Annotated in this window: 22 protein-coding genes; 20 read left to right on the top strand and 2 right to left on the bottom strand. The window is 35.0% G+C overall.

Annotation, left to right across the window (positions count from 1 at the left end):
* Position 1: 1 nt before the first annotated feature.
* The 8 genes from LGAS_RS06595 to LGAS_RS06560 all read left to right on the top strand — a co-directional run bounded on the left by LGAS_RS06595 (position 2) and on the right by LGAS_RS06560 (position 9,071).
* Positions 2-1,216, top strand: coding sequence for a M16 family metallopeptidase (locus LGAS_RS06595; RefSeq protein WP_003646979.1), 1,215 nt, complete (start codon positions 2-4; stop codon positions 1,214-1,216).
* Positions 1,213-2,448, top strand: a complete 1,236-nt coding sequence (locus LGAS_RS06590) for a M16 family metallopeptidase (protein ID WP_003652660.1) — start codon at positions 1,213-1,215, stop codon at positions 2,446-2,448. The genes LGAS_RS06595 and LGAS_RS06590 overlap by 4 nt, the downstream gene beginning before the upstream one ends.
* The gene (ymfI, locus tag LGAS_RS06585) at positions 2,449-3,177 is read left to right on the top strand and encodes an elongation factor P 5-aminopentanone reductase (RefSeq protein ID WP_003646981.1); all 729 of its coding nucleotides are present in this window, start codon (positions 2,449-2,451) and stop codon (positions 3,175-3,177) included.
* A gap of 58 nt (positions 3,178-3,235) precedes the next feature.
* Positions 3,236-4,258, top strand: coding sequence for a helix-turn-helix domain-containing protein (locus tag LGAS_RS06580; RefSeq protein ID WP_003646982.1), 1,023 nt, complete (start codon positions 3,236-3,238; stop codon positions 4,256-4,258).
* The gene (pgsA, locus tag LGAS_RS06575; RefSeq protein WP_003646983.1) at positions 4,258-4,821 is read left to right on the top strand and encodes a CDP-diacylglycerol--glycerol-3-phosphate 3-phosphatidyltransferase; all 564 of its coding nucleotides are present in this window, start codon (positions 4,258-4,260) and stop codon (positions 4,819-4,821) included. The genes LGAS_RS06580 and pgsA overlap by 1 nt, the downstream gene beginning before the upstream one ends.
* Before the next feature lie 162 nt (positions 4,822-4,983).
* The gene (gene recA, locus LGAS_RS06570; RefSeq protein ID WP_003652664.1) at positions 4,984-6,078 is read left to right on the top strand and encodes a recombinase RecA; all 1,095 of its coding nucleotides are present in this window, start codon (positions 4,984-4,986) and stop codon (positions 6,076-6,078) included.
* A gap of 127 nt (positions 6,079-6,205) precedes the next feature.
* On the top strand, positions 6,206-7,828 hold the full coding sequence (gene rny, locus LGAS_RS06565) for a ribonuclease Y (protein ID WP_003646985.1): 1,623 nt from the start codon (positions 6,206-6,208) through the stop codon (positions 7,826-7,828).
* Positions 7,829-7,928: 100 nt separating this feature from the next.
* On the top strand, positions 7,929-9,071 hold the full coding sequence (locus tag LGAS_RS06560; protein WP_003646986.1) for a glycosyltransferase family 4 protein: 1,143 nt from the start codon (positions 7,929-7,931) through the stop codon (positions 9,069-9,071).
* An 18-nt stretch (positions 9,072-9,089) separates the two neighbouring features.
* Here LGAS_RS06560 and LGAS_RS06555 read toward each other — a convergent pair whose 3' ends face one another.
* Positions 9,090-9,755 carry a YigZ family protein gene (locus tag LGAS_RS06555; RefSeq protein ID WP_003646987.1) on the bottom strand — a complete coding sequence of 222 codons (666 nt, stop codon included), beginning with the start codon at positions 9,753-9,755 and terminating at the stop codon, positions 9,090-9,092.
* A 41-nt stretch (positions 9,756-9,796) separates the two neighbouring features.
* On the opposite strand from LGAS_RS06555, the gene LGAS_RS06550 reads away from it, so the two are divergent.
* The 10 genes from LGAS_RS06550 (at position 9,797) to trxB (ending at position 20,260) form a co-directional block, all read left to right on the top strand.
* Positions 9,797-11,065 carry a helicase-related protein gene (locus tag LGAS_RS06550; protein ID WP_003652668.1) on the top strand — a complete coding sequence of 423 codons (1,269 nt, stop codon included), beginning with the start codon at positions 9,797-9,799 and terminating at the stop codon, positions 11,063-11,065.
* Positions 11,062-11,733, top strand: coding sequence for a ComF family protein (locus tag LGAS_RS06545; protein ID WP_003646989.1), 672 nt, complete (start codon positions 11,062-11,064; stop codon positions 11,731-11,733). Before LGAS_RS06550 ends, LGAS_RS06545 begins: the two co-directional genes overlap by 4 nt.
* A gap of 81 nt (positions 11,734-11,814) precedes the next feature.
* Positions 11,815-12,360: a ribosome hibernation-promoting factor, HPF/YfiA family gene (gene hpf, locus LGAS_RS06540; RefSeq protein ID WP_003646990.1), complete on the top strand. Its 546-nt coding sequence runs from the start codon at positions 11,815-11,817 to the stop codon at positions 12,358-12,360.
* Positions 12,361-12,518: 158 nt separating this feature from the next.
* Positions 12,519-14,918 (top strand): preprotein translocase subunit SecA, encoded by a 2,400-nt coding sequence (gene secA, locus LGAS_RS06535; RefSeq protein WP_003646991.1) that lies wholly within the window; start codon positions 12,519-12,521, stop codon positions 14,916-14,918.
* A gap of 80 nt (positions 14,919-14,998) precedes the next feature.
* Positions 14,999-16,115 (top strand): peptide chain release factor 2 gene (gene prfB, locus LGAS_RS06530; RefSeq protein WP_115245365.1). Its coding sequence is split into 2 segments (ribosomal slippage): positions 14,999-15,070 and positions 15,072-16,115, totalling 1,116 coding nucleotides; the frame shifts between segments, so codons are not numbered across the junction.
* A gap of 19 nt (positions 16,116-16,134) precedes the next feature.
* On the top strand, positions 16,135-16,413 hold the full coding sequence (locus LGAS_RS06525) for a hypothetical protein (RefSeq protein WP_003646994.1): 279 nt from the start codon (positions 16,135-16,137) through the stop codon (positions 16,411-16,413).
* Entirely contained in the window at positions 16,406-17,365 is a 960-nt protein-coding gene (gene hprK, locus LGAS_RS06520) for an HPr(Ser) kinase/phosphatase (RefSeq protein ID WP_003646995.1), read from the top strand. Before LGAS_RS06525 ends, hprK begins: the two co-directional genes overlap by 8 nt.
* Entirely contained in the window at positions 17,362-18,198 is an 837-nt protein-coding gene (lgt, locus tag LGAS_RS06515) for a prolipoprotein diacylglyceryl transferase (protein ID WP_003646996.1), read from the top strand. The genes hprK and lgt overlap by 4 nt, the downstream gene beginning before the upstream one ends.
* A gap of 35 nt (positions 18,199-18,233) precedes the next feature.
* A complete protein-coding gene (locus LGAS_RS06510; RefSeq protein ID WP_003646997.1) occupies positions 18,234-19,253 on the top strand; it encodes an NAD(P)H-dependent glycerol-3-phosphate dehydrogenase in 1,020 nt (339 codons plus the stop codon).
* Positions 19,254-19,324: 71 nt separating this feature from the next.
* The gene (gene trxB / locus LGAS_RS06505; RefSeq protein WP_003646998.1) at positions 19,325-20,260 is read left to right on the top strand and encodes a thioredoxin-disulfide reductase; all 936 of its coding nucleotides are present in this window, start codon (positions 19,325-19,327) and stop codon (positions 20,258-20,260) included.
* Positions 20,261-20,347: 87 nt separating this feature from the next.
* Here the strand turns inward: trxB and galE are convergent, their stop codons facing one another.
* Positions 20,348-21,340 carry a UDP-glucose 4-epimerase GalE gene (galE, locus tag LGAS_RS06500; RefSeq protein WP_003646820.1) on the bottom strand — a complete coding sequence of 331 codons (993 nt, stop codon included), beginning with the start codon at positions 21,338-21,340 and terminating at the stop codon, positions 20,348-20,350.
* 148 nt (positions 21,341-21,488) lie between these two features.
* Here galE and LGAS_RS06495 point away from each other — a divergent pair, with 148 nt between their 5' ends.
* Together LGAS_RS06495 and LGAS_RS06490 are read left to right on the top strand one after the other, a co-directional pair.
* Entirely contained in the window at positions 21,489-22,490 is a 1,002-nt protein-coding gene (locus LGAS_RS06495; RefSeq protein ID WP_003651442.1) for a LacI family DNA-binding transcriptional regulator, read from the top strand.
* 130 nt (positions 22,491-22,620) lie between these two features.
* Positions 22,621-23,790: a galactokinase gene (locus LGAS_RS06490; protein ID WP_003646999.1), complete on the top strand. Its 1,170-nt coding sequence runs from the start codon at positions 22,621-22,623 to the stop codon at positions 23,788-23,790.
* Positions 23,791-23,801 lie beyond the last annotated feature (11 nt).

Here is a 23,801-nt window from a genome sequence, read left to right as displayed (position 1 = left end):
TATGACGAATATTAGAATTGACCATAATTTAAAATTTAAAACAGCCACTTTAGGCTGTTTTTTGCGTTTGCCTTTAGATAAGAAAACATTAGCTTTGGCGAATATTTTAGCCTGTATGCAGAGTAATGCTAGTAAAAGTTTTCCAGGGATAAATATTCAGGCAAGGACTTTTTCTAATCTATATAATGCGAGTTTACAAATTTTTCCTGAAGTATTTGGAAATCAAATTGTAGTTTTTTACACTATAAATTTTGTTGAGCCTCGTGAAATTCTTGACCCAGATTATAATTATCAGATAGTAATGGATGCCTTTTTTAAGGTGGTAAAGGAACCACTTTTTGATGGTCAATTATTAGAGTTAGCCAAAAGACAGCTTGAACAGGAAAGAAAACAATATTATGAACTACCTGCAAACTTTGCTTTAAATGGCTTTTTCAATACTTGGTATCGAAATACTCCTAATTATCAAGATAGTGTTTTTGGCGATGAAAAAACATTAAAAAATGTTAGTTTAGAAGAAATTAAGTCATTCTTTAATACACTAAAAAATGCGCCTGCTTTTTGTTTGGGGCAAGCACAAGATCCTGACAGTTTAACTGATTTAGTTCAAAATCGAATTGATTGGCCTGGTTATTTTGACGATTTCGTTGTGCCAACCTTGTCTCTATCAACTATAGAAGATCCAATAGAAAAAGAAGTGCAATTTAAGAGTGAGCAGGCACAACTTTTGATTGGTTACGGCTATGATCAGTCGTTGCCGGTGTATTTCAAGCAATTTGGTGGTTTATTTTTAGGAGAATATCTTGCTGGGGATGAGTCATCTAAACTGTTTACTGAGGTTAGAAAAAAACTAGGAGCAGCGTATGCAATTGATGCAACTAATTATGTTAATAATTCGCTTTTTTTAATTAGTACAGGAATTTCTAAAGATAAAATTGCAGTCGCTTCTAAGGCAATTAAAAGTGGCGTAGGAGCAGTTCAAGCAGGAAAAGTAGATGAAGATGTCTTTAATAAAGCTAAAGCTGCTTTGAAGCGTAATTATCAAATAAGTGCTGATCGACAAGATTTAATTTTAATTCAAATGCTGGCAAATGCTTTAAGAGGTCGCGATTATACTTTTGAACAACGAATTAATGACGTTAAGCAATTTAAAATGGATAAGTTAATCGAGTTTAGTCAAAAATTGTACTTTAATGAAAGCTATTGTTTAAAATGAAAAAATTAGATGTAACTACCAGAGAATATAAGTCTGGATTTCGAGCAAAAGTAATTAGAAGGCCATTATTTGCACAAAAATTTATGGGAATCATTGTGGATTTTGGTGGAAGTGATCCTCAGAAATTGTGCGGTGGAGCTCATTTTTTGGAACATAAATTATTTACCAAAAAGAATGGAGACATATCGCAGCGCTTTGAGGCGGTTGGTGCTTCTACTAATGCGTTTACTACGTATAACGAAACGATGTTTTATGCCAGCTTTACTGAACATTGGCGACAAGTATTGCCACTGATTTTTGAATTGGTAGGGACGACACATTTTACTAAAAGCAATGTTACTAAAGAAGCCAAGATTATTGCTCAAGAATTAGCGATGTATCAGGACGATCCGAATTGGCAAGTAAATTATGAACTGATGCAGATGATGTTCCCTAAGACAAATTTGGCGGAGGATTTAACTGGTACCAAAGCTAGTTTAAAAAAGATGACGCCAGAAATTTTACAAGAAATTTATGACAATAATTATATTAGTGGTCGAATGGAATTCGTCGCATGTGGTGGATTTAGTGAAAATCAAACAAAAGAAGTTCTGCGTGAAGTAGGAAAACTTGAGAGCAAATATTTGATTTCTAAAAAAGTTGCACCCAAGAAATTAACTTTGGTGAGTCCACAAAAGCAGCATAATACTATTATTGAATCTGATTTGGCTACTTCACGTGTTGGTATAGGGATCAGACTGCCTGACTTTGAAAAAGTCGATCTAAAAAATAGTACAGCACAAACAATTTTTGAAATGATGCTTCAAGCTAAGTTGGGAGTAACCAGTCCCTGGTTTGAAAGAATGCAAAAACAAGGAATTTTAAATTCTCCAATGGAGCTTCAAGTTTCTTATACTACTGAAGGAAATTTCGCTACGATTATCGGTGCTTCAAATAAACCGGATTTATTTTTAGAAAATATCAAGAGTCAGCTTCTCGAAGTTCCAATAACAAAAGAGGCATTTGTATTTCAAAAGAAAGAGGCTTTAGCGCAGACAATCAGAGAATTTGATGATTTAAGCACAGTGGCAATTGAAGAAGCTGAATATGGCCTAGAAAATGAAGACTTCAATACTGCTGCTTACGTAATTCAATCCTTAAGTTTTAGTGAATTTTATACAGCAATTGATAATATTTTGGCTAAAAGTGATATATTTACTACAATTTTAAAAGGTAAAGAGGAAGCTAATTAAATGAAACGTGCAATAGTTTTTGGCGCAACAGGAGGAATTGGCAAGGCCATTGCAGCCCACCTTGCTGCAAAAGGTTGGTCTTTATACATCCACTTTAATCATAGCAGTCAAGAAGCTGAAAAAATGGTAGCAGAATTTATTGATAAGTATCCAAATCAAGAATTTTTTCCTTTAAAGTTAGATTTCTTGGCTGAAGATAAAGTAATTAAAACTACCATTGCAAGCCTTTTACCAATAAGTGCTGCTATTTTTACTCAAGGAATAACTAATTACCAATTCCTTGGTAGTCAAGAATTAACTCAAATAGAAAAAATTATGCAAATTAATTTATTAGCGCCAATAAAGATCACTTCTCTTTTAGAATCACAGCTTTTAAAAAGAAAACATGGACGTATCATCTTTATTGGTTCGGTATATGGTGGCCAAGCAAGTGCGTTAGAGAGCGTGTATAGTGCCAGCAAGGGTGGTTTATCTAGCTTTGCGCAAGGATATGCACGAGAAGTTGCATCAGCTCATTTAACAGTAAATGTAATTGCTCCTGGGGCAGTTGATACACCAATGAACGCAATTTTTGACGCAGAAACTTTAAACGAAGTAAAAAATGAAATTCCTGCCGGGAGATTAGCTAAACCTAGAGATATCGTCTTTTGGGTAGAAAGCTTACTTGATGAACGGTCAGATTATTTGACTGGTCAAACTATTTATGTTGATGGTGGCTGGCTTGTTTAATGGTTGATTAGTTTGGTATACTCATATTTGAATTATTGCAAAAAGTTGAGAGGATATTATGGCAGATATTGGAGATAAATTACGCAGTGCTCGTAAGGCAAAGGGCATGTCAATTGAAGATGTTGAAAAAATAACAAAGATCCAGCGTAGATATCTTACAGCAATTGAAAATAATGATTTTGATCAATTGCCAGGAGATTTTTATGTTAGAGCCTTTATTAGACAATTTGCCGATGTAGTTGGTCTTAATGGTAAAGAACTATTAGCGGACTATAAATCAGAGGTTCCTGAAGCAAAGCCTGAAGAATACGTTGAAAATTCCATCGACAATAAAAGTGAAAAAATTAAAGAAACTACAAATAGTCGTAAAGGGATGTGGCGTAGTTACTTGCCTCAGATTGCAACCGTAGTTGGTGTTGTTTTAGTAATTTTAGTAGTTTATATTGTTTATACTCGTTTCTTTACTGGAACTAATCAACAATCAGCAAATCAAGCTGAGAATGTAACTGTTTCTTCTTCTCGTATTAAATCTTCAAAATCTAAAACTTCATCAAAGAAGAAATCAACTCCAAAAGCTAAGACTTCAGAAGTTAAAATTGTTAGTTTAGGTAATAATAGTTATCGAGTTAGCGGAATGAAGAATGACCGTACTTTAACTTTAGGAACGACTAAGAATGAAGTTTGGGCACAAATTTTAGTTAATGGTTCTTCAGTTTGGCAAGGAACATTAAAGGCAAGTGGTAAGCATTCAATTCAATTACCGCAGAATGTAAATAATGTTTCTGTACAAATGGGTAATAGCGTTTCGACTACTTTAACTTTAGCTGGTAAGAAGGTGAATGCACGTAATTCGACTAATCCTGCTTCACCAATGACTATAAGATTTACTTTTACTGGACAAAATAGTCAAAGTACTAATACTCAGCAAAGTAGTTCTACTAGCCAAAGTTCTACTAATAATGTGAATACACAAACACAACAAAATCAAAATACGCAAAATAGACAAGGTACTCAAAACACTCAAAACACTCAAGGGCAAACGAATACCAATCAAAATAATGGAGGTCAAAGTAACCGTTAATGAATTTACCAAATAAATTAACTATGTTTAGAATTTTTATGATTCCAGTTTTTATGCTAGTTTTAATCTTTAACTGGCCTGCTGGTGGTGCAACTATTTTAGGTGCACATATTTACTGGTCTCATGTATTAGCTGCAGTGATTTTTGCAGTGGCATCAATAACTGACTTTTTAGATGGACATATCGCTCGTTCTAGAAATTTGGTTACCAATTTTGGAAAATTTGCTGACCCATTAGCAGATAAGATGCTAACAATGACTGCTTTTGTATTTTTAATTTCTTTAAATCTAGCTCCTGCATGGGTAGTGGCTATTATTGTTTGCCGCGAGTTAGCTGTTACTGGTTTGCGCTTGATTTTGGCTGAGAATAAAGGTCAAGTTTTAGCAGCTAAAATGCCAGGTAAGATTAAAACAACTACGCAAATGTTGTCTATTATTTTCCTATTGCTTGGTGATGTTTACTTCATCGGTACTATTTTATTGTATATTTGCTTAATCTTTACAATCTATTCAGGTTATGATTACTTTAAGCAAAGTGGCGATGTATTTAAAGGCGAAATTTAAAACGAAAAGAAGCAGAGATGCTTCTTTTTTTTGAAAAAAATAAAGTTACTTTGCGTAATAAAAATTAGAGGAATATAATAATTGAACGTCAGTTCGTATTTCTCTTGCTTTTAGGTAGTCAAACCAAGTATAATTATTGTAAATGAATAAGGAGGAAGAGATTTGGCTAAAGATGATAAAAAGAAGGCCTTAGATATTGCCTTAAAGAAGATTGAAAAAGACTTTGGAAAAGGCGCAGTTATGCGTATGGGTGAAAAAGTAGACACTCAAATTTCCACTATTCCTTCCGGTTCACTAGCTTTGGATGCTGCTCTTGGAGTTGGTGGTTATCCACGTGGACGAATTATTGAAGTATATGGACCAGAAAGTTCTGGTAAAACCACTGTAGCACTTCACGCTGTTGCAGAAGTCCAAAAACGTGGAGGAACAGCTGCATACATTGATGCTGAAAATGCTATGGATCCAGCTTATGCTGAGGCGTTAGGTGTAGATATTGATTCATTAATTTTATCTCAACCAAATACTGGTGAAGAAGGTTTGCAAATTGCAGATACTTTGATTGCCAGTGGTGCAATTGATATTTTGGTTGTGGATTCAGTTGCTGCTTTGGTACCACGGGCTGAAATTGATGGAGATATGGGAGACTCTCATGTTGGTTTACAGGCAAGATTAATGAGTCAGGCCTTGCGTAAACTTTCTGGAAATATTTCTAAAACGAAGACAATTGCTGTTTTCATTAACCAAATTCGTGAAAAAGTTGGTGTTATGTTTGGAAATCCAGAAACTACCCCTGGTGGTCGTGCTTTAAAGTTCTATTCTACTATTCGATTAGAAGTTCGTCGTGCGGAACAGATCAAGCAAGGATCTGATGTAATTGGTAACCGCGTTAAGCTAAAGGTTGTTAAGAACAAGGTTGCTCCACCATTTAAAGTGGCAGAAGTTGATATCATGTACGGTAAAGGAATTTCTCAAACTGGTGAATTGATTGATATGGCTGCTGACAAGGATATCATTAAGAAAGCTGGTTCTTGGTATTCATATGGTGATGATCGAATTGGTCAAGGGCGTGAGAATGCTAAGCAGTATCTTGAAGAGCACCCAGATGTGTACGATGAAGTGAAAGAAAAAGTACGTAAAGCATATGGAATTGATGCTAAAGCTATTGAAGAACGTGAAAACCCCGAAAAAATAAAGCAGGAGAAGGAAGCAGCAGCCGCAAAAGATGATGCTTCCAATGAGAAAAGCAAAAAAAACTAGTAAACAAATACAATTAAACCTTGGCTTTTAAAAGTCAAGGTTTTTTGTATGATTGACATCACTTCCGGATACTTTTATTATTAATAATGTGTGAAATAATTCTATAAAAAAGGCGATAGTAAAAGATATGATAAATACAATTTTAGTTCCTGTTGCTGTCGCTATTGTTTCTGTCTTAGTTGGAGGTTGTGCGGGTTATAGTCTTCGTAAGAATAAATGGGAGACTCAAGCTCAGAATGCAGCCCATGATGCAAAACACATCTTGGCAGATGCAGAAAGTAAGGCTAAAGCTGTAGAGGCTGATCTTGCTTCTCAACAAGAAGCAATGAAGAAAGCCGCAGCTGATGCGAAAAAAGAGAAAATCTTGGAAGCCCAAGAAGAAATTCATCATTATCGTGAAAGAGTAGATAATGAATTGAATGAGCGGCGACAAGAAGTTTCTCGACAAGAAAATCGCTTACTGCAACGTGAAGATGCTATTGATCATAAAGATAGTTTGTTGGATCAAAAAGATTCACAACTCACACAAAAGGAAAACCAAATTAAAAAATTGCAGGCTCAAGTTTTAGAAAAAGAAAAAAGAGCTGATCAATTAGTGACCGAGCGAGAGCAGAAGCTCTATGAAGTTGCAGAGTTAAGTCAAGAAGATGCTAAAAAGATCGTTTTAGATAAGCTTTCTGACCAATTGGTTAAAGAGAGAGCAGAAATGATTGAAGAAAGTAATCAACTTGCTAAGGCAAAAGCAGATCATTTTGCTCGTAAAGTAATTGTCGATGCAATTCAAAGTAGTGCAGCTGATACAGTTTCTGAAAAGACTGTTTCAGTAGTTAATTTACCAAACGATGATATGAAAGGTCGTATCATCGGTCGTGAAGGTAGGAATATTCGCTCATTTGAGGCTTTAACTGGTGTAGATGTGATTATTGATGATACACCGGATGTAGTGGTCTTAAGTGGTTTTGATCCAATTAGACGTGAAATTGCGAAAAGAGCATTAGAGCGTTTGATTAAGGATGGCCGGATTCACCCAGCACGGATTGAAGAAATGGTTGATCGAGCTCGTAAAGAAGTGAATGATGATATTTACGAAGCTGGAGAGAGCGCTTTAATGGAGCTTGGAATTCATAAGATGCATCCAGAATTAGTAAAAATTTTGGGACGCTTAAAGTATCGTACGTCTTATGGACAAAATGTTTTATCTCATTCTATTGAGGTGGGTAAATTAACTGGTGTTATGGCTGCTGAACTTGGTTTAGACGAAAAAATAGCGGTACGCGCGGGATTATTACACGATATTGGGAAATCAATTGATCATGAAATTGAAGGATCCCATGTAGAAATTGGTGTTGAACTTGCACGGAAGTATCATGAACCAGATTTGGTTGTGAATGCGATTGCTGCTCACCACGATGATGTTCCTAAATTATCATTTATTGCAGAACTAGTTGTGGCTGCTGATACAATTTCTTCAGCTCGTCCAGGCGCTAGAAGCGAATCCCTAGAAAATTATATTCGTCGTTTAGAGCAACTGGAAACAATAGCTAAAGGACATATTGGTGTAAAGCAAGCATATGCAATTCAAGCAGGTCGTGAAATAAGAGTGATGGTCGAGCCTGATAAAATTTCGGATGCTCGAACTACTATTCTTGCTCATGACATTAAAAACCAAATTGAACAAGATATGGAATATCCTGGTAACATTAAAGTTACAGTTATTCGAGAAAAACGTGCTGTTGCAATAGCAAAATAAAGACGAATCTTAAGATTCGTCTTTTTTGTTTATTGCTTTATTGTGTTTAGATTGGGGTCTAGGTATAATGAGAAAAAGAAGTTTAAGAAAGTAGATTGTTATGTTTCAAACAATTGTAAAAATATTCTTATTAGTAATTATTACTGCTGCTATAACTCCTTTTATTAGAAAATTAGCTTTCGTATTAGGTGCAGTTGATAATCCAAATGCTCGCCGAATTAATAAGAAGCCAATGCCAACTATTGGCGGGTTAGCGATCTTTGTAGCTTTTAATATTGGAGAGTTCGTTTTGCTGAGGAAAGATTTCCCCACTCACGAGCTTTTTTCCGTATTACTAGCATCTAGTGTCATCATTTTGACTGGATTAATTGACGATATTTTAGAACTAAAACCCAGACAAAAAATGTTTGGAATCTTTATAGCGTCCCTAGTTGTGTACTTTTTAGCTGGAATTAAAGTTAGAGAATTAAGCTTGCCATTATTGGGTCATCTTCAACTAGGTTGGTGGAGTTTTCCCCTGACGATTTTTTGGATTTTAGCTTTAACTAATGCTGTTAATCTAATTGATGGTCTCGATGGCCTAGCTACTGGCGTTACTTTGATTTCTCTTGTAACGATGGGAATTGTAGGCTTTTTCTTTCTAAAAAGTTGGCAGCACTATGTTCCAATTATGTGTATTATGTTAGCAGCTTGCTTATTAGGATTTCTACCATATAATTTCCACCCTGCTAAGATTTTTTTAGGAGATACAGGTGCGCTGTATATTGGTTTTATGATTTCGGTCTTTTCTTTAAAAGGACTAAAGAATGTAACTTTTGTATCGTTATTAGTGCCAATTCTTATTTTAGGTGTTCCAATTACTGATACAGTGTATGCAATGATCCGCAGAAAATTGAATAAGAAGAATATTTCTCAGGCTGATAAGCACCATTTGCATCATCAGTTAATGCGAATGGGATTGACACACCGTCAAACAGTCTTAGCCATTTATGGGATTTCACTTATTTTTTCTTTTGTGTCACTTCTTTCATTAGTTTCACCTAGATGGGGAATTTGGTTATTAATTCTAGGCTTATTGTTTGCAGTTGAACTTTTTGTTGAGACTATTGGATTATTGGGTGAAAAATATAAGCCGCTTCTGCATTTCTTGCAACGAACTATTAATAAAATGGAACGTGCGGACCCTGAAGTAAAGGTTAGACGATTAAACAGAAAGAATACAGATAAAAAAGATTTACGTTGATATTAACGTAAATCTTTTTTATTGCTCATGAAAGTTGAAATCAGTAACAGGAATTTCGTTGAATCTTTGATCTAGTTTATTAAATTCTACTTTTCCAGATAATAGATTAATTAAGTCATCTTCAACTTTTTGAATTTGATCTAAGTCTAGATAAATTTGAATAGTGACATTCGTAGTATATTCTTGGTTAGCGATTGAAATTCGATTTTCTTCTAAATAATGATTGATTTCGTCAATTCGATTATATGGAATTGAAAATTGAATTCGCTGCTGCATAACGCACTTAACAACACCAATATTTTGTGCAGCCTCAGTTACGGAATTAGAATAAGCGCGAATTAAGCCACCGGCTCCTAGCTTAATTCCGCCAAAATATCGGGTGACAACTGCTGTTACATTTTTTAACTTCATCAGTTGTAGAGCCTTAAGTTCTGGAATTCCAGCCGTTCCTGAAGGTTCACCATTGTCACTTGCTTTAACTTGGTTATCGTTTAATCCAAGAGTATAAGCATAAGTATTGTGAGTAGCATCATGATATTTTTTAGAAATTTGCTCAATAAATTCTTGAGCTTCTTCAACCGTTTTAGTACGGGCTAAAGAACAAATAAATTTACTTTTCTTAATAATTAGTTCATGCTGACCAGCTTTACTAATTGTTAAATAATTTAATTGTTTTGATGACAAAAAATCGCCTCCAAGTGCGTAATTAACATAGGGTGATATTGATGACCAAATTAAAAGGACGCCAGTGGATATCTGATCAGAATAACCATAACATAAACGGCGAAACGACAAAAGTTCCTGCAATGATAAATGGAATTTGTCAGCGGTGTAATACCAAAGCAGTATCAAAATTACCAGATGGGCGACGATATTGCCGAGAGTGTATTGGACTAGGGAGAATAACAGAAGGGGATGAACTAGAGCGAAATGTTGAGAATGGTAATTATCCTAAAATACTTACGCCATTAAGCTGGAGGGAAACATTAACTGAACAGCAAGAATTGATCTCCAGGGAATTAGTAAATTCTTTTAAAGAAAGGCGTAATCATTTAATTCACGCAGTAACTGGGGCTGGTAAGACTGAAATGTTATTTAAGGTAGTAGAAGAAGCTTTAAAAGGTGGTTTCCGAATAGCGATCGCTACACCAAGAATTGACGTAGTTGACGAATTGTTTCCACGTTTTCAAGCAGCTTTTGAAAACGTGAAAATTGGCAAATATCATGGACGTGAACATCACGAAGTGAGGGATGAGCAATTCGTGATTTGTACAACACACCAACTTTTAAAGTTTTATCAAGCTTTTGACTTAATTGTAATTGATGAGGTAGATTCTTTTCCCTTTTATGAAAATAAGATGTTGCATTTTGCGGCAGAAAACGCAGTAAAGAAAGTGGGTTGCACTTTTTTTCTAACAGCAACGCCGGATTCCAAGTTATTAAGACAAGCGAAGAATAAAACAATAAATTATTCTTTGCTTAAAAGGCGGTTTCATCAAGGATTGTTGCCAGTACCTAAAGAAAAATATTTTTTTAAGTCTTATATTTCAAATAAGGGAAAAGTTCACCCGACTTTGATTAAGCAAATTAAGAAAATCCTTGATATGAAAAAGCCACTTTTAATATTTGTCCCACGAATTAAAGAATTGTCAACTTACGAAAAGTATTTAAGCTCAATTTTTAAAACAAGTAAAATTGTTAGTGTATATGCCGGCGATAAGGATCGACAAGCAAAAGTTGCTAGTTTTCGCAGGCGAGAAACAGATATTTTGTTGACAACAACGATTTTAGAACGAGGAGTAACTTTTAAGCATGTTCAAGTAATCGTAATTGCTGCTGATGATCCAATTTATAATACGCCGAGCTTAGTTCAGATTGCAGGAAGAGTGGGGAGAAGTGCTGATGATCGAGATGGATTAGTCTTATTTTGTTATCACAAATATACTAAAAGTATCCAAGAAGCGATGAAACAGATTAGGATGATGAATAGATGAGCAAATGTCTACTGTGTAATTCTAACTTTAGGAGACAAATTAATTACGAAAGAATTTTTTCATTTGCTAAACCTAAAGAAAAGTTTGCCTGTTCTGATTGCTTACAAAAGTTTACTAAAAAGAGAGGTCTCGTATGTTCAGGCTGTAATAAAGAAATAAATAAAAAAGAATTGTGCTCTGATTGTGTTATATGGCAACAAAAATACTCAGGCAATTTATTAGACAATAAAGCTATATATCAATATAATGAAGCTTTTCATGATTTGATGGTACAGTATAAACGCTATGGCGACTATGTCTTGAGTCATGTACTGGCTGAATTAGTTAATTCTTTGCCAAAAGCTGATTATTATGTCCCGATTCCTAGTTCTCCCAGCCATTTACGAAAAAGAGGATTTGAAACAATTTCTTCTGTTTATCAAAATCTAGTTCCTTTGACAGATTTATTGGTTAAGGCGGATACTAAAAAGGCTCAAGGTGAAAAGAATAGACAAGAGCGGTTGTTAACTAAGCAGACATTTTCAGCAATTAGAAACAAAAATGTCCGAGGAAAGATTTTGTTGTTAGACGATATTTATACAACGGGACGGACATTATATCATGCTCGGGATGCGTTATTAGAAGCTTATCCTAATTGTAAAATAAATAGTTTTACAATTAGTAGATAAATGATTAGTAAAACCGCTTACAATTTGCTATACTAGATGTGTAAAGAAAAACGTCATAAGACGTTGGAAGGAGAATCTACAATGTTAAAATACAATGTTCGTGGAGAAAATATCGAAGTTACTGATGCCTTAAGAGATTATGTTCAAAAGAGATTGGATAAGCTCGAAAAGTACTTCGAAATTAATTCTGATGTGATTGCTCATATCAATTTAAAAGTTTACCCAGACCACACTGCTAAGGTCGAAGTGACAATTCCACTTCCATATTTAGTTTTACGTGCTGAAGATACAACTGATGATATGTACAAGAGTATTGACTTTGTTTCTGAAAAATTAGAGCGTCAAATTAGAAAATACAAGACTCGTATTAATAGAAAGAGCCGTGAAAAGGGATTGAAGGACTTCTTCTATGAAGACTTAGAAGAAGAAAAGAAGACTCCTAAGGAATTTGATATTGTTCGTAACAAGCACTTAGATTTGAAGCCAATGAATGCAGAAGAAGCAGTTTTGCAAATGGATTTATTGGGGCATGACTTCTTTGTTTTTGAAGATGCAGATACTAACGGTACAAGTATTGTATATCGCAGAAATGATGGTCGTTATGGCTTAATTGAAACTAACGAATAATTAAAATAATCTTATCAATTGATAGTCTCTTAAGTAGTGAATTAGCTTAAGAGGCTTTTTCTTGCAATAGTAGGTTTCTCATTTTTCCAAATTAATGTTAAAATTACATAGTATTATTTTAGATTTGTGCACAAAATTTAAACTTAAGGACCGATTAAATGGCTAATATTCTTAAAAAAATTTATGACAATGACAGAAGAGAATTAAAAAAATTTGAAAAATTAGCAACTAAGGTAGAATCTTTAGCAGATGAATATGAGAAATTGTCTGATGAACAATTACAAGCAAAGACACCTGAATTTCGTAAGCGTTTAGAAAAGGGCGAGACGTTAGACGATCTTTTACCAGAAGCTTTTGCAACAGCACGTGAAGGAGCTAAGAGAGTTTTAGGATTATATCCTTTCCGTGTTCAGATCATTGGTGGTATTGCACTTCACTACGGTAATATTGCAGAAATGATGACTGGTGAAGGTAAAACCCTAACAGCTACTTTACCTGTTTATTTAAATGCTTTAACAGGTAAAGGCGTTCATGTTGTAACGGTTAACGAATATTTATCAAGCCGTGACGAAAGTGAAATGGGCCAACTATATAAGTGGCTTGGCTTGACTGTAGGTTTAAACCTTAATTCTATGTCTGCTGATGAAAAGCGAGACGCTTATAACTGCGATGTTACTTACTCCACTAACTCTGAGTTAGGATTTGATTATTTAAGAGATAACATGGTTGTCTACAAGGATCAAATGGTACAACGTCCGCTTAACTATGCGATTATCGATGAGGTTGACTCAATTTTAATCGATGAAGCTAGAACACCTTTAATTATTTCTGGACAAGCTGAGCAAGCTAATAGTGAATATATTCGTGCAGACCGTTTTGTTAAGACTTTAACTGAAGATAAAAGTGATGATGATGCGGATGATGATGAAGATCACGGTGATTACAAGATTGATTGGCCAACTAAAACTATTAATTTGACCAATCAAGGAATTAAAAAGGCTTGTGAACATTTCGGCTTAAAGAACTTATATGATATTGACAATCAAGTTTTAGTTCACCATATTGACCAAGCGTTAAGAGCTAACTACATTATGTTAAAAGATATTGACTATGTAGTTCAAAATGGCGAAGTCATGATCGTTGATTCCTTTACTGGACGTGTAATGGAAGGACGTCGCTATTCTGATGGACTTCACCAAGCAATCGAAGCTAAAGAAGGAGTTAAGATTCAAGAAGAATCAAAGACTCAAGCAACCATTACTTACCAGAACTTCTTTAGAATGTACAAAAAACTTGCGGGTATGACAGGTACAGCTAAAACAGAAGAAGAAGAATTCCGTGAAATTTATAACATGGAAGTAATTACTATTCCAACTAACCGTCCAATTGCTCGTAAAGATTTACCTGATATTTTGTATCCAACTTTAGATTCTAAATTTGAAGCTGTAGTAAAGGAAATTAAGGAGCGACACGCTAAAGGACAACCTGTTTTGGTTGGTACTGTGGCGATTGAAAGTTCTGAGCGCTTAAGTAAAATGCTTGATCAAGCTGGTATTCCACATGCTGTTTTGAATGCCAAGAATCATGCTAAAGAAGCAGAAATTATTATGAATGCTGGTCAAAGAGGAGCAGTAACTATTGCTACTAACATGGCAGGTCGTGGTACTGATATCAAGTTAGGGCCTGGTGTAAAAGAGTTAGGTGGCTTGGCAGTTATTGGTACTGAACGTCATGAATCTCGTCGTATTGATAACCAGCTACGTGGTAGATCTGGTCGACAGGGTGATCCTGGTGTAACAAGATTTTATCTTTCTCTAGAAGACGATTTAATGAAGCGCTTTGGCGGGGATCGAGTAAAATTATTCCTTGATCGAATTTCTGATAATGATGATGATAAAGTAATTGAATCACGTATGATCACTAAACAAGTTGAATCAGCGCAAAAACGTGTTGAAGGTAATAACTATGATACTCGTAAGCAGACCTTGCAGTATGATGATGTTATGCGTACTCAGCGTGAAATTATCTATGGGGAAAGAATGCAGGTTATTTCTGAAGAAAAAACATTGAAACCTGTGTTAATGCCAATGATTAAACGAACTATCGATCATCAAGTTGATATGTACACGCAAGGTGATAAAAAGGATTGGCGTAACGATCAATTAAGAGACTTTATTTCATCGGCCATTACTGATGAAGAAACTACTAAGAAACTTAATATTAAGCACTTAGGTGCTGAAGAACTGAAAAAGCGTCTTTACAAGATTGCCGAAGATAATTACGCCGAAAAAGAAAAACAACTGGCTGATCCTGAGCAAATGCTAGAATTTGAAAAAGTTGTTATTTTGCGTGTCGTAGATGAACGCTGGACTGATCATATTGATGCGATGGATCAATTACGTCAATCTATTAGTTTGAGAGGATATGGACAACTTAATCCATTAGTTGAATATCAAGAAGCAGGCTATAGAATGTTTGAAGAAATGATCAGTGATATCGAATTTGATGCCACCCGTCTATTCATGAAGGCTCAAATACGACAAAACATTAGTCGATAAAATAAAGGGAGGCAGATAATGTCTCTCTTTTTTGCTATTATTAAAGTAAAAGTGATTTAGATGATGTGAGGAATATAAAAATGGAGATTAGTGAAATCCAAGCAAAATTAAATGAATTAAATCCTAAGTTAGAGCATTTTAGGAGGTCTCTTTGACTTTGATTCGTTAAACGAGGGTATTGCAATCAATGAACAGAAAATGGCAGAACCTGGTTTTTGGGATGATCAAGAACAAGCACAAAGTTTAATTAATGAAACTAATCGGATGAAAGAAAAGAGTGAAAATTTTAAACGACTAGAAGAGAAGTTTGAAGATGCTCAGACAGCCTTAGAATTACTTAAAGCTGATCCAGATCCCGAGTTAAGTGAAGAACTATCTAAAGAAATGTTTTCATTATCACAAAGTTTTCATGATTATGAATTATCATTATTGTTATCAGATAAATATGACCAACATAATGCTTTAATGGAAATCCACCCTGGTGCAGGTGGTACAGAAGCCATGGATTGGGCTGACATGCTTTTAAGAATGTATCAACGCTATGCAGCTAATCATAATTTGAAATTTGAAATCGAAGATTATGAACCTGGTGAAGAAGCAGGAGTTAAAAGTGTAAGTGTCAGAATTCAAGGTAAGAATGCTTTTGGATTACTTAAGTCGGAAAATGGTGTCCACCGGCTAGTCAGAATCTCTCCCTTTGATTCCGCTAAAAGACGACACACATCTTTTGCTTCGGTTGAGGTTATACCTGAGATTGATCAGAGCATTGAAGTTGATATTAATCCAGATGATTTAAGGATTGATGTTTATCGTTCAAGCGGTGCAGGTGGTCAACATATTAACAAGACTTCAAGTGCTGTTAGAATTACTCACTTACCTACTGGAATTGTTACATCATCACAAGCGCAACGTTCTCAATTGCAAAATAGAGAAACTGCAATGAATATGTTGCGTGCAAAATTGTTCCAGCTAGAAGAGGAAAAAAAGAAGAAACAAACAGAAGAACTCAAAGGTAATCAAAAAGAAATTGGTTTTGGCTCTCAAATTCGTTCATATGTCTTTCATCCTTATAATATGGTGAAGGACCATCGAACTAATTTTGAAACAAGTGACGTGAATGGCGTAATGGATGGGAAATTAGATGATTTTATCTATGCGTATTTACAGTGGCTTTTAAGTCAAAAAAATCCAAACTAAATGTTAAGGAAAAAAGCTTATGGGATTTGTAACTATTTTAATATTGGTATTAGCTGCATTAGTTATTCTGAGTATCTTATTTTCCGTGTTTAAGTTCTTTATTGGACTTTTACCGGCCGCACTAATCGTTGTTTTGATAATTTGGTTAATAGCTAAGTTTTCAGGTAATAAAAAAGATTCAACTGATTCTGGTATTCATAATCCAGTGCAGCCGACTAACAATAATCAAAAGCGAAAGAAAGCACGAAATGTTTCAGTCAAAGACGTAGAAGATAAAGAGGACAATAAAAATGGTTGAAGCAGTTAAAGTTAGCGAATTAGTAAAAGATGTACCTTCACTTAAGATTATTGAAGGAAAAGAATATTTAAGTCAAAAGTTAATTGATACTTCAGATATTTCACGTCCGGGGTTAGAATTAACAGGATATTTCGACTTTTATCCTAAAAATCGGATTCAGCTTTTAGGAAGAACTGAAATTTCTTATAGTGCACGGTTAGACCATGATTTACGTGAACGTGTTTTTAATAAGATGGCTACTCCTGAGACTCCTTGTTTTATTGTGTCTCGTGGTCTGCCAATTCCTTCCGAAATGCTTGAAGCTGCTGAAAAAGAAAAGATCCCTGTTTTTTCTAGCAATATGGCTACAACGCATTTATCAAGTGTGATTACCCAGTTTTTAGATGAAAAATTAGCGCCAAGAAAGAGTATTCACGGTGTTTTAGTAGAAATTTACGGCATGGGTGTTTTGATTATTGGAAATTCTGGTGTTGGTAAGTCAGAAACAGCCTTAGACTTAGTTAAAAGAGGACACCGTTTAATTGCAGACGATCGAGTTGATGTTTACCAAAAAGATGATAAGACTGTAGTTGGTGAAGCTCCCAAGATTTTGAAACATTTAATGGAAATTCGCGGAATTGGAATTATTGATGTGATGAATCTTTTTGGTGCTGGTGCAGTTAAGGATAGTACTGAGATACAATTAATAATTTGCTTGCAAAATTGGGATCCAAAAGCTAACTATGATCGCTTGGGCTTTAATGAAAAGACACGTGAAATTTTTGAAGTAGACGTACCTCAAGTAACGGTTCCTGTTAAAGTTGGACGAAATCTAGCAATTATTATTGAAGTTGCTGCGATGAACTTTAGAGCTAAGAAAATGGGCTATGATGCAAGTCAGAAATTTGAGCAAAATCTTACTGAATTAATTTCAGATAATTCGAAAAAAGACGAAGGTGAAAGTAAGAAATGAGTTTAGCTTTAAATCCAGTAGCTTTTAATTTAGGGCCCATTCAGGTTAAGTGGTATGGCATTTTAATGGCTACTGGGGTTTTGGTTGCTACTTTAATGGCAATTAATGAAGGAAAAAAAAGACAAATTATGCCTGATGACTTCATTGATTTCCTTCTTTGGGCAGTTCCAATTGGCTTTATTGGTGCGCGAATCTATTATGTAGTTTTTGAGTGGGGATATTTTTCACAACATCCCGATCAAATAATTGCTATTTGGAATGGTGGAATTGCTATTTATGGCGGTTTGATAGCTGGCTTAATCGTGTTATTAGTTTTTTGTCATCAAAGAATGCTTCCCCCGTTTTTGATGCTTGATATTATTGCTCCTGGTGTGATGGCTGCGCAAGTAATTGCACGATGGGGGAATTTTATGAATCAGGAAGCACATGGTGCTAAAACTACCTTATCATTTTTAGAAAGTTTACATTTGCCGCACTTCATTATTCAACAAATGTATATTGATGGTTCATATTATCAACCAACTTATTTATATGAATCGGCTTTAAATTTAGTTGGTTTAATTTTGATTTTGAGTTTAAGGCATAGAAAACATTTGTTTAAACGGGGGGAAGTTTTTTTTAGTTATGTGATTTGGTATGCTGCTGTCCGCTTCTTTGTTGAAGGAATGAGAACGGATAGTTTATATATTGCTAATACGATTCGAGTTTCACAAGCGTTAAGCTTGATTTTATTCTTTGGAGCAATTATTCTTTGGGTTTATCGCCGAAAGGTTATAAAACCTAAATGGTATTTAGCTGGTAGTGGATTAAAATACCCGTATAATAGAGATTGAAAGAAATATTTTTTATAGAAAGTTTGGGTAAGAAAATGGCAAAAATTGCAGTTTTAGGTAATGGATCATGGGGTTCAGTTCTTGGTTCAATGTTAGCTGATAATGGAAATGATGTAGTGTTGTATGGAAATATTGATAGCGTTAATCAGGAAATCAATGAGCACCATACAAACACTCATTATATGAAAAATTGGAAACTTAATCCTAATGTACCAGCTACTGGAGATTTAGAAAAAGCATTAGACGGTGCGGAGATTGTTTTGTTTGTTTTACCAACTAAGGCAGTTCGAATTGTTGCTAAGAATGTACGAAAAGTATTAGATAAAAGTGGTGCTACTCCTTTATTAGTAACTGCAACTAAGGGAATTGAGCCAGGAAGCAAAAAATTAATTTCAGATATTTTAACTGAAGAAATTTATCCAAATGATAGTGAAAAAATTGTAGCTATTTCAGGTCCTAGTCATGCTGAAAATGTTGCTCAAAAAGATTTGACTGCAATTGCTTGTGCTTCAACTAGCGAAGAGAATGCTAAGAAGATCCAAGAAGTATTCTCAAATAACTATGTTCGTTTTTACACTAATGATGATTTAGTAGGTGTTGAAGTAGGTGGAGCAGTTAAGAATGTTATCGCAATTGCTGCTGGTATCTTAGTTGGACAAGGCTATGGAGATGATGCTAAGGCTGCTTTAATGACACGTGGCTTAGCAGAAATCACACGTTTAGGCGTAAATTATTTTGGCGCAAAACCAATGACATTCTCAGGTTTGTCTGGTATTGGTGATTTGATCGTTACTTGTACTTCAGTTAACTCTCGTAATTGGCGTGCAGGTAAGCAAATTGGTGAAGGTAAGAGCTTAGATTATGTCTTAGAGAATATGGGACAAGTTGTTGAAGGAGCTACTACTGTTAAAGCTGTTCACGAATTAGCTCAAGAAAAGAATATTGATATGCCAATTAGTGAAGCAATTTATCGTGTTCTATATGAAAACGCAAATGTTGAAGATGAGATTAAACAAATGATGGGAAGAACTCCAAAGCCTGAAATTCAACTTTAAGCAAAAGGATTGCAATTTTTATTTTCTCATAGTAATATATACTTACAAAAAGTAAGAATAGAGGCGAAAATATGTCTGAGAGAAAAAATTATGATGTAATTGTGATTGGAGCTGGTCCTGGTGGATTAACTGCTGCATTATATGCTGCTCGGGCTAACTTAAAAGTTGTCATTCTTGATCGCGGAATTTATGGCGGTCAGATGAATAATACAGCTGGTATTGATAATTATCCTGGTTTTGTTGATATTCAAGGTCCTGAATTAGGCGAGAAGATGTATCAAACTGCTATGAACGCTGGGGCTGAATTTGCTTATGGCGATGTACAAAAAATTGAGCAGGATGGTAATCAAAAGATTATTAAGACTGATTCAGGTGAATATGAAGCGGCTGCAGTAGTTATTGCAACCGGAGCAGTTCATAAGCATCTTGGCGTTGCAGGAGAAGAAGAATATGCTGGAAAAGGCGTATCTTATTGTGCTGTTTGTGATGCTGCTTTCTTTAGAGACGAAGATGTTGCAGTAATTGGCGGTGGTGACTCAGCTATTCAAGAGGGACTATATTTGGCTCAATCTGCTAAGTCTGTAACTGTTATTCATCGTCGTGATCAACTTCGTGCCAAGGCCGAATTGCAAAAGAAGGCTTTTGAAAACGATAAAATGAAGTTTATCTGGAATGCTCAAACTGAAGAAATTGTCGGCGATAGTAATAAAGTAACTGCGGTCAAATATAAAGATAAAGAAACTGGTGAAGAAAAAGAAGTTAAGGTTGCTGGGGTGTTTATCTATGTTGGTATTCAACCACAAACTGCTGCTTTTAAAGATCTTGGTATTACAGATGAACAAGGCTGGATTTTGACAGATAACAATATGCGTACTAAAGTGAAGGGCATTTTTGCCTTAGGTGATGTTCGTGCTAAAGAACTTCGTCAAATTGCAACTGCAGTTGGTGAGGGAAGTATTGCTGGTCAAGAAGTATATAATTACTACCAAGGCTTAAATGAAAAGTAAATCAAAAAAAAGCTGTCTATCGTTAATTTATTGATAGACAGCTTTTTGTGTATGTAAAATAAAAATGTGTGTTATAAAATATTACCTTTACTTATCTTCGTAACCCTTTGGGTGGCTCTTGTGCCAGTTCCAAGCAGTTGCGATTACATCGTCAACATTTTCATGCTTTGGCTTCCAGCCTAAGACTTTACGAGCCTTGCTTGAGTCAGCAACTAAGGAATCAGGATCTCCACCTCTTCTTGGTCCAATAGTGTAAGGAATGTCAATGCCAGTAACTTTCTTAGCAGCTTCAAGGATTTCTAAGTTTGAGTAACCTTGAGCAGTACCTAAGTTAAAGACATCAGACTTGTTAGTTTCCATTACATGCTTAAGTGCTAAGATGTGAGCGTCAATTAAGTCTTCAACTTGAACATAGTCGCGGACATTAGTACCGTCTTTAGTGTCATAGTCGTCACCAAAAATAGTGAAATTGCCATCACCAGAAATAGCACTCTTTAAGATGTTTGGAATTAAGTGAGTTTCAGGACCATGGTCTTCACCAATTGAACCATCGCTTGAAGCGCCAGCCACATTAAAGTAGCGCAGAGCAATTGACTTAATGCCGTCAGCCTTGTCAGCCCAGTGCATAATCTTTTCCATCATCATCTTAGTTTCACCGTATGGATTGATTGGATCAAGCGGTGTATCTTCAGTAATTGGCAATGTCTTTGGAATGCCATAAGTTGCAGCAGAAGATGAGAATACTAAGTACTTAACTTTAGCGTCGTCCATTGCTTGCAGAAGAGAAATCATACCTGAAACGTTATTGTCGTAGTACTTCAATGGTTTCTTAACTGATTCAGGAACTAATGAGTAAGCGGCGAAGTGCATTACAGCATCAATGTTTTCATCACGTAAGATCTTGCTTACTAAATTAGTATCTTCAATATCGCCTTGGTAAAACTTAGCTTTCTTGTCAACAGCCTTTCTGTGGCCAGTGTAGAGAGAATCAAGGACAACGACATCGTTGCCTTCTTCAATTAACTTTCTAACAGCGTGAGAGCCGATATAACCGGCCCCACCGATAACTAATACTCGCATGGTGTGCTCCTTTACTTAATTATTTTTTGGAATCGATTACATTATAGCACGAAAATAAATAGTTTATTTAATTAGTAAATAATTTAGTAATAGCACATTTCTTAAGACTGTGATAAAGTATTTGTGAATAGAGAAAAGTGGTGGACATATGACAACAATTAAAGAAATCGCTGCTAAATCTGGATTTTCCCCAGCAACTGTATCACGTTTATTAAGTAACGATCCACGTCTTTCAGTTACTTCTGAAACAAAAAGTAAAATTCTAAAGGTTGCAAATGAATTGGGATATTTTAAAAAGAACAGTAATAAAGTTAATAATCTGAAACCAGAAATTGCTGTGCTTTACCGTGTAAACGGAAATGAGCAACTGCAGGATGAATATTTTTCTTTCTTACGTGATGCCATTAGCAAAGTAGCTGCAGAAAAAGAAATTAAGATAACATTATTTACGAAAGTAGATGAATTGATAAAGCAAGCTTCACTTTTTCAGGGCTTTCTTGGAGTAGGTACAGCTGAACTTAACTATAAAGAACTAGAGAGATTGCACAATGTTTTACCAAGTGGTGTATTTATTGATATTAATCCAGCTCCACAGTTGTTTGATTCAGTTCAACCTAATCTTGAATTAACTGTACAAGATGCAATTAAGAAGTTAATTGCCCGAGGATACACAAACTTAGGCTATATTGGAGCTGAAAGCTTTACTTTAGACCATCAACCTCAACGCGATATTCGTGAAATTACATTTACAGAATTTTGTAAAACACAAGGAATAGAAAAAAATGAAGTTTTTGCTAAAGGAATTGTTAGTGTAAAGAATGGTTATCAATTAGCAAAAGAAGTAGTTAAAAAATTAGGCAAAAACTTACCAGATGCCTTTATTATTGCTTCAGATACCTTAAGTGTTGGGGTTTTACAATACTTTAATGAGGTAGGGATTAGGGTTCCCAAAGACACTGCTATTATTAGTATTAATAATAGTGAAGTAGCAAAATATATTTCACCACCGCTTACTTCATATAATATTGATCAAACTGCTTTGAGCAAATTAGCTATTTCTGTTTTACTGATGAGAATAACCAACTCAGATTTACCCAAGGTTCATGTGACGATGAATACTAATTTAATTATAAGAAAGAGCTTTAACTAAGTGTATTGAAATAGGTCAATACACTTTTTATTATGAAACTTAGTAAATATATTTACTAAATTGATAAATAGTTTTATAATCATTAATGAAAACGATTACAAATAAATAATTGATTTACGAGGTAAAAATTATGAATAAAGATGAATTACTGAAAGACTATCAAGAAATATTTGGTGAAGCAGGAAAAGATGTCTTTTTCTCACCTGGTCGGATTAACGTAATCGGAGAACACACCGATTATAATGGTGGTCATGTTTTTCCAGCAGCAATTAGTTTAGGTGTTTATGGTGTTTATGGCCCAAGGACTGATAATAAAGTTCGTCTTTATTCAGGTAATGTCGATGGGGATATTGTTGAATTTGATTTAAATGATGATTCAGTAGAAAAAGATGATCGCTTTTGGGCTAATTACTTTAAAGGAATGATTACTTACCTTCGTCAAAGAGAAGATGGAGAAAAGATTAATCATGGTTTTAACCTATATGTTAAAGCTAATTTACCATCGGGATCAGGCTTATCTTCAAGTGCTGCGATTGAAATGTTAATGGGGATAATTTTAAAGGATGAATTTGATTTAGATGTAGATCGCCCTAGTTTAGCAAGACTGGGTCAAAAAACTGAGAATGAATTCGTGGGATTAAACTCAGGAATTATGGACCAATTTGCATGCATTATGGGGAAAAAAGATAGTGCTATTTTCCTTGATTGCAACACAATGAAGTATGAATATAAGCCACTTAAGTTAGGTGACTACGAAATTATTATTATGTCGACTAACAAAGAACATACTTTAGCAGATTCTGCCTATAATGATCGTGTTAGCGAATGTCACAATGCTTTAGCAAAGCTACAAACTAAACTTGATATTAAGGCTTTAGGTGAACTTGACGACAATACTTTTGATGAGTATTCATACTTAATTAACGATGAGACAGAGTTAAAACGTGCTCGTCATGCTGTTAGTGAAAATGGTAGAACTATCAGAGCAACTAAAGCAATGGAAGATAATGATTTAGAAAAGCTAGGACGTTTAATCAATGCATCCCATATTTCTCTTCATTACGACTACGAAGTAACTGGTAAAGAACTTGATACTTTAGCTGAAGCAGCTTGGAAGCAAGATGGTGTATTGGGTGCCAGAATGATTGGTGGCGGCTTTGGTGGTAGTGCCATTGCAATTGTAAAAAAAGATGAAGCTGAAAAGTTTAAGCAAAATGTTGGAAAAATTTATCGTGATGCTGTTGGTTACGATGCAAGCTTCTATGATGCAGAAATTGTAGATGGAACTAAGAGAATTTAAGCTTAAGGGGC

The sequence above is a fragment of the Lactobacillus gasseri ATCC 33323 = JCM 1131 genome (genome assembly GCF_000014425.1).
In the GTDB taxonomy this organism is placed as follows: Bacteria; Bacillota; Bacilli; order Lactobacillales; family Lactobacillaceae; genus Lactobacillus; species Lactobacillus gasseri.
The sequence above is the reverse complement of the archived record's forward strand: the minus strand, read 5'-3'. Positions and strand labels throughout refer to the sequence as shown.

What these genes read in the sequence shown, in the direction of transcription:
- LGAS_RS06490 (WP_003646999.1), top strand. Translation starts at nt 22,621, where the DNA reads ATGAATAAAGATGAATTACTGAAAGACTATCAAGAAATATTTGGTGAA.
- rny (WP_003646985.1), top strand. Translation starts at nt 6,206, where the DNA reads ATGATAAATACAATTTTAGTTCCTGTTGCTGTCGCTATTGTTTCTGTC.
- LGAS_RS06550 (WP_003652668.1), top strand. Translation starts at nt 9,797, where the DNA reads ATGACCAAATTAAAAGGACGCCAGTGGATATCTGATCAGAATAACCAT.
- secA (WP_003646991.1), top strand. Translation starts at nt 12,519, where the DNA reads ATGGCTAATATTCTTAAAAAAATTTATGACAATGACAGAAGAGAATTA.
- LGAS_RS06560 (WP_003646986.1), top strand. Translation starts at nt 7,929, where the DNA reads ATGTTTCAAACAATTGTAAAAATATTCTTATTAGTAATTATTACTGCT.
- lgt (WP_003646996.1), top strand. Translation starts at nt 17,362, where the DNA reads ATGAGTTTAGCTTTAAATCCAGTAGCTTTTAATTTAGGGCCCATTCAG.
- ymfI (WP_003646981.1), top strand. Translation starts at nt 2,449, where the DNA reads ATGAAACGTGCAATAGTTTTTGGCGCAACAGGAGGAATTGGCAAGGCC.
- LGAS_RS06580 (WP_003646982.1), top strand. Translation starts at nt 3,236, where the DNA reads ATGGCAGATATTGGAGATAAATTACGCAGTGCTCGTAAGGCAAAGGGC.
- LGAS_RS06510 (WP_003646997.1), top strand. Translation starts at nt 18,234, where the DNA reads ATGGCAAAAATTGCAGTTTTAGGTAATGGATCATGGGGTTCAGTTCTT.
- LGAS_RS06590 (WP_003652660.1), top strand. Translation starts at nt 1,213, where the DNA reads ATGAAAAAATTAGATGTAACTACCAGAGAATATAAGTCTGGATTTCGA.
- galE (WP_003646820.1), bottom strand. Translation starts at nt 21,340, where the DNA reads ATGCGAGTATTAGTTATCGGTGGGGCCGGTTATATCGGCTCTCACGCT.
- hpf (WP_003646990.1), top strand. Translation starts at nt 11,815, where the DNA reads ATGTTAAAATACAATGTTCGTGGAGAAAATATCGAAGTTACTGATGCC.
- LGAS_RS06595 (WP_003646979.1), top strand. Translation starts at nt 2, where the DNA reads ATGACGAATATTAGAATTGACCATAATTTAAAATTTAAAACAGCCACT.
- LGAS_RS06525 (WP_003646994.1), top strand. Translation starts at nt 16,135, where the DNA reads ATGGGATTTGTAACTATTTTAATATTGGTATTAGCTGCATTAGTTATT.
- LGAS_RS06495 (WP_003651442.1), top strand. Translation starts at nt 21,489, where the DNA reads ATGACAACAATTAAAGAAATCGCTGCTAAATCTGGATTTTCCCCAGCA.
- LGAS_RS06545 (WP_003646989.1), top strand. Translation starts at nt 11,062, where the DNA reads ATGAGCAAATGTCTACTGTGTAATTCTAACTTTAGGAGACAAATTAAT.
- hprK (WP_003646995.1), top strand. Translation starts at nt 16,406, where the DNA reads ATGGTTGAAGCAGTTAAAGTTAGCGAATTAGTAAAAGATGTACCTTCA.
- pgsA (WP_003646983.1), top strand. Translation starts at nt 4,258, where the DNA reads ATGAATTTACCAAATAAATTAACTATGTTTAGAATTTTTATGATTCCA.
- trxB (WP_003646998.1), top strand. Translation starts at nt 19,325, where the DNA reads ATGTCTGAGAGAAAAAATTATGATGTAATTGTGATTGGAGCTGGTCCT.